General features: G+C 52.7%; 3 protein-coding genes and 2 pseudogenes. 3 read left to right on the top strand and 2 right to left on the bottom strand.

The features are described from left to right. Positions 1–138 precede the first annotated feature (138 nt). Positions 139–426: pseudogene (locus tag ACYPYD_RS14795) on the bottom strand (transposase); the annotation flags it as partial. A gap of 972 nt (positions 427–1,398) precedes the next feature. Here ACYPYD_RS14795 and ACYPYD_RS14790 point away from each other — a divergent pair. From ACYPYD_RS14790 to ACYPYD_RS14780, 3 genes are all read left to right on the top strand, one after another. Continuing rightward, positions 1,399–2,667, top strand: coding sequence for a hypothetical protein (locus ACYPYD_RS14790; protein WP_459663897.1), 1,269 nt, complete (start codon positions 1,399–1,401; stop codon positions 2,665–2,667). 154 nt (positions 2,668–2,821) lie between these two features. Next, positions 2,822–3,901, top strand: a complete 1,080-nt coding sequence (locus ACYPYD_RS14785) for a polysaccharide pyruvyl transferase family protein (RefSeq protein WP_459663895.1) — start codon at positions 2,822–2,824, stop codon at positions 3,899–3,901. 24 nt (positions 3,902–3,925) lie between these two features. Further along, the gene (locus ACYPYD_RS14780) at positions 3,926–4,846 is read left to right on the top strand and encodes a glycosyltransferase family 2 protein (RefSeq protein WP_459663893.1); all 921 of its coding nucleotides are present in this window, start codon (positions 3,926–3,928) and stop codon (positions 4,844–4,846) included. A 37-nt stretch (positions 4,847–4,883) separates the two neighbouring features. Here the strand turns inward: ACYPYD_RS14780 and ACYPYD_RS14775 are convergent. Beyond that, positions 4,884–5,360: pseudogene (locus ACYPYD_RS14775) on the bottom strand (integrase core domain-containing protein); the annotation flags it as partial.

Raw genomic sequence — 5,360 nt, 5'->3', positions numbered from 1 at the left:
TTCAACGAGACCCGACCTCACACATCCCTGGGGTGCATGACGCCGGCCGAATTTGCTTCATCGGCCGGGGTTAACCCCGGCCGATGAAGCGCCGGACCTCTCGTTCTGGCCGGTGGCAGAACCGGGACAGGGTCACCGCCGATCAAACGTCACCACCGCGCAACTGCGCCGCTCCCTGACCGCATGGCTCGACTGGACATACCGGACGATCTCGCGCTGCCGAGGAGGCCTCAGGCTTTTTTGACAGCACGTCTTGCAGAATGTGCTTGTCCTGGCTGAGGTCGGCCACCAGCTGATTGAGCTCGCGGTTTTCGTCCTCCAGTTGCTTGAGCCAGCGCAGCTCGCCTACGCCAAGCCCACCATTTACAGCTTCATCCAGCGGTAGAACGTCTGCTTGGAAATCCCCATCCGGCGGATCACTTTTGCCAGCACCGGCCGAACTTCGGCGCCGAGGCCGTCCACCGAGAAACGGAAGCGCAGCCATGCCAAACTCCTGGAGCTCAGAGCCCCAAAGTGGCCAATTTCACTTTGCCCGTTCCGGAGAAAATTACAGTGCCTTTGACACGGAGGCAGAAAACGGGAGACGTCAAAGTACTTGCAACCAAAAGATCGAACGGTTTAAGGTAAACTTGTGGCCAAATACTTACAATATTCCCAGTCACTTTCAGCGGGTTTGATTATGTATCAAAATTCACGTTCACTTACTGAATTGGACATCGTTAAGGGGCGTCGCTTCTTCAGTTCAGTGGCGGGATTGCCAGTATAGAACGTCCAAGGTGACAACTCTCGCATTGCAACTCCACGGGCGCCGAGAACAGCTCCCGCCTTGATTGTAACACCGGGCCCAACAAACGCCTCAGCGGCGACCCAAGCGTCGTTTTCAATGCAGATCGGTCGAAGCAGCAAAGGGAAAAGTGGGTCATTGATATCGTGTGTGCTAGCACAGAGCGTGACGTTCTGTGATATTGTAACACGAGCACCCACCACTATCGAGCCTTGATTATAACAATTGACTTGACGCCCCATCACTGAGCCCTCCCCCATGGTGAGATTGCCTGGATGCCAAATGCGACAATCAGGATAGACCCGAACCTCGCGACCGATACGAGCTCCAAAGGCCCGTAACAAAAATCGACGCCAACCATGAGCTTGCGGAGGCGTGAATCGGGCTAGCAGCAACCAAGTCAGCTGCCACACCACCCGAAACAACTTGTTGCAAAGGCTGAAACTGGGTTGATGCCGCCGACTTGGAGTAAGCGGTGTTGAGCCGTCGTGCATGCAGTGCTACGCTCCCTTTTAGGCGACTGCCAATAGCGAAAAAATGCTTTAAGTGAAGCCCCAAGGGGGCGCGCAACATCGCCACGGTGCCTGCCATCCCAAGAAATGGATTGAATTCATATGACAGGACACGACTTCTACGTTCGACGTCGGGCGTTCCTTCAAGCAGTTGGCTTGTTACCTTTCGGATTTGCACAAGACGCAATTGGCCGTGATGTCCCAAAAGCCCCACCCGAGCCGCTCCAGAAGATGATCGATGACCAAGCGGCTCGCAATGGCGGCGCACCCATCGTCATACCTCCACGGGACCGACCCTTGCTAGTCAGAGGGGTCATCAACGTGCCAGATGGTGCAATCCTCGTTATCCAATGCGACTTAAATGGATCGCCGCAAGCCGAAATCTGTATACGTGGCCGGACAACGCTACGTTTCGAAAATTCACGTGTTCAAAATGTAATGCTACGCCTCATACACGGCACAATTGACATCATTGGCCTTAATTATTCTGGCAGAGATCACATTGCCGCAGTTCTTATCGGCGGCCCCGGTCCGTTCAAGAATTTGCGGATAGATCAATTTCAGATTTCTAACGCGAACTATGGCGTACTGCGTCAAGGCGGACATTCGGTTTTACGTGACGCAGTTATATCTAACGGTGTTTTTCGAAGTTTGATTGGAGATCCAATTGAATGGAACGTTTGTCCACACGACTCCGGAGTCATCGTCGAGAATCACGATATCATTGATGTCACCGCTCCATCCGGCAAACCGAATTGGGGGCTAGGCATAGGCTTCGCCGGAGAGATATACACGAAGGACTGGAATCCTGATAAATCTGCGCAGAACTTTACGATTCGCCGTATTACGGGTCGATCATTGAGCCAATTGATCCATGTCGAAGCAGGCGTCAACTTTATAATCGAAAACATCCGCGGCGCAGACATCTCAAAACAATATAGCGACCAACCCGGTCATGACCGCGGCTCTGCGATCGTCTGTTACGGCTGTAGAAATTTTGTTATTTCAGATGTTAGTGCAGACGGTCATGTCTTAGCACTGGCAGGATACAGTCGCGGCGATTTCGTGGTTCCGATAGCTGATTGCACAATAGAAAATGTCAGGCTCCGCAATGGTAACCTTGGTGTGCACATCGGCGGCAAATCATCTTACTGCAATCTACGTAATATCAAGCTCGATGCAGGATCCCTTGTGATTCGCGGAGAGGCAGAAAATCTTATAATGTCCGACGTCGATGTCACCAGTACAGCCCCAGATGTAGACCCTCTGACGATCGACCCAGCCTTCCTATCAGGTGCGCTCGCGAGCTTTAGACCTACGGGGGCCCGTATAAATCGAATTCGCGTCCAATTGCGCCGCGGCGTGCGATAATTATGATCGGAACACCGCTCGCTCGGCTGCTCAATTCTATCTATATTCTATCAAACGCGGAGCCATCCGAGGGCGACGATCATATGGCAAACCAAGCAGTAAGCACTCAAATGGCTTACTTCACGCAAAATAAATTTTGAGAGAATTTTCCGAAATGAAAAATGTTGGAATTTTAACGCTACCTCTCACAGGAAATTATGGAGGAATGCTTCAAGCAGCATGTTTATATCGAACTCTCCAGACCTTGGGACATTCCCCATACTTTATGGATATGCTGCCCCGCCCGAAAACTCTGAAGCAAACTATAATTTCCTTAGTGTCGCATCTTCCAATGCACGATTGGCGAGGTTCACGCACACGCCGAATGCTAAAAAAAACACACGCCCAATTCGTTAAATCTTATCTCGGCCAACGATCTGACCCTGTGTTTGGCACATCAGAGTTGCAAAAAGCCACTGACGATTTGCGGCTCGACGCCGTGATTGTCGGCAGCGACCAAGTTTGGCGTTTCGAGTATCAGGGCGAAGATCAAGGCCTAGCTTATTTTCTAGATATCACTAGAAATATCCGTCGCATTGCTTATGCAGCTTCGTTTGGCCATACTGAATGGAAATACCAATCGCGGACCGCCGAAGTATCCCAGCTTTTACAAAAATTTCATACCGTAACTGTTCGTGAGCGCTCCGGCGTTACCATCTGCAAAGACACGTTAGGTCGCTCAGATGCAAAGGTTGTCTGCGACCCGACGCTTCTCACCGAGAGGGACTTTCTAGAAGAGGTTGCCGAGAAAAATGCGGGACCAGCGGGAATATTGATCTACGCGTTAGATGCACAAGAAGCTGGGTCACGCGTTGCCGAAGTGGTGAAGTCCGAGCGAGGTTTGAGAAGTGCGCGCGTCAACTTGATATCATCCCATACCGCCGGATTTTCAGTTGGCGCTTGGATCGCTGGATTCAGGGATGCGGATTTCGTTGTCACAGATTCGTTTCATGGCACTGTGATGGCAATTATGTTTGAGAAGCCTTTTATTACTTTGGGAAATTCCGAGCGTGGCCTTGACCGGTTTCTTACTCTTTTAGAACGCGTCGGCCTTTTAGATCGCCTTATTGTTTCCGGACAAGATGAGATGCTTCCCAAAATAATTGCCAATGATATCGATTTTTCATCAGTCAGAGATAAAATCATAGGCTATCGAACCGACTCCCTTAAAGCGCTAAGTGCAGCGCTATCGTGATCCCATACGTCGTCCTTAACATTTTTGAAGGGATGTCGATTGTTTTCGATAATTATTCCAACGCTAAATCGTAGCGAAAAATTGGGGCGTGCGCTAGCTAGCGCATCTCAGCAATCCTTGGCCAGCGAGATCATAGTCGTAGATGACGGATCGAGCGCCGACGAAGCAGCTATAATTAAAGCTCTAGTCGAAACATATCCTAGGGCGAAGTTGGTCCGGCATGTAACCAACCAAGGCGCGGGCGTTGCGCGTAACTCGGGCGTGACTGCGGCAAGTGGAGAGATCGTTGCATTTCTGGACTCGGACGACTGGTGGATGCCAGAACGCCTTGAGCGTCACATGCCCATTTTTTGCGACCCCTCGATTGTGCTATCACACAATCGAGCATGGATCACTCGCGGCAGCGATACCGAAAAAACCTATGGACGCATGGGGCGCCGCCCCCCACGTCGATGGTCTACTCCAGTCGCGCTGGCCGCATGGAACTATGTTGGTGGATGCTCGCTCGTCTGCGTTCGGCGATCCGCGTTTCTGGATGCCGGTGGCTTCGACCCCACTCTCGCCGGAGCGGAGGACTGGGATTTGTGGATTCGCTTATCTGCCCTCGGCACCTTTCACTTTGTGGATGAAACACTGGGCTTCTACGATGCGGGCCCACATGAGCGCTTGACGACGTCCGAGAATAAAATCGTCGGGGCACACGAGCGTTTGTTTGAGATAGCTAGGGCATTGCCTAAAGGGCGTCGCGAAAGGCGCTACGTCAAAGCCGTCCATCATTACGTTCACTCTGAAATTGCGTCACAATTCGGTCATGCTCTTCGGTCGATCAAGGAGTTGCTGTTGTCGTTATCTACAATGCCGACCAAAGTCGCCTTTCTCCGGATGCCTTTCCTTTTCGCAAGAGCCGTTCAAATTCAAATTCAATTTCGCCGAAATAGGTCCTGACGTGACCCCCGGATTTCCTCCAGTCGGGATTAGAGCCGGGCAGCCTGTTGCGCATGAGCGCGGGTTGAGCAATGGCCTGCGCAGCGGAGCCCGTAGGGCGTAGCGAAGCAGGCCATTGCTTATTCAGTTCAGCGGCGAAGGCCGCTGGGGTCTCGTATCCAAGGGATGAGTGCGGCCTCTCCTGGTTGTAATCCTCTGCCCAAGCGGCGATCACCACCCGGGCATGGTCGAGGCTCAGGAACAGGGTCTCGTTCAGCAGCTCGTCGCGCATCCGACCGTTGAAGCTCTCGACGTAACCATTCTGCATCGGCTTGCCCGGGGCAATGTCGTGCCACTCCACCCCGACCTCCCCGCACCAGGCGAGGACAGCGTTCGAGGTCAGCTCGGTGCCGTAGCACATTGGGAAGCGGCCCCTCGAAGGGGCGCACTGCCTTGATGAAGGCAAGGGCGCGTAGCGCCCGCAGGCTTCATCAAGGCAGTCATGATCGGCCCGCAGGTCTCTAAAGTGAAGTTG

The sequence above is a fragment of the Novosphingobium sp. 11B genome, from assembly GCF_054589055.1.
This window is presented reverse-complemented; position numbering and strand designations above follow the sequence as displayed.

What these genes read in the sequence shown, in the direction of transcription:
- ACYPYD_RS14790 (WP_459663897.1), top strand. Translation starts at nt 1,399, where the DNA reads ATGACAGGACACGACTTCTACGTTCGACGTCGGGCGTTCCTTCAAGCA.
- ACYPYD_RS14785 (WP_459663895.1), top strand. Translation starts at nt 2,822, where the DNA reads ATGAAAAATGTTGGAATTTTAACGCTACCTCTCACAGGAAATTATGGA.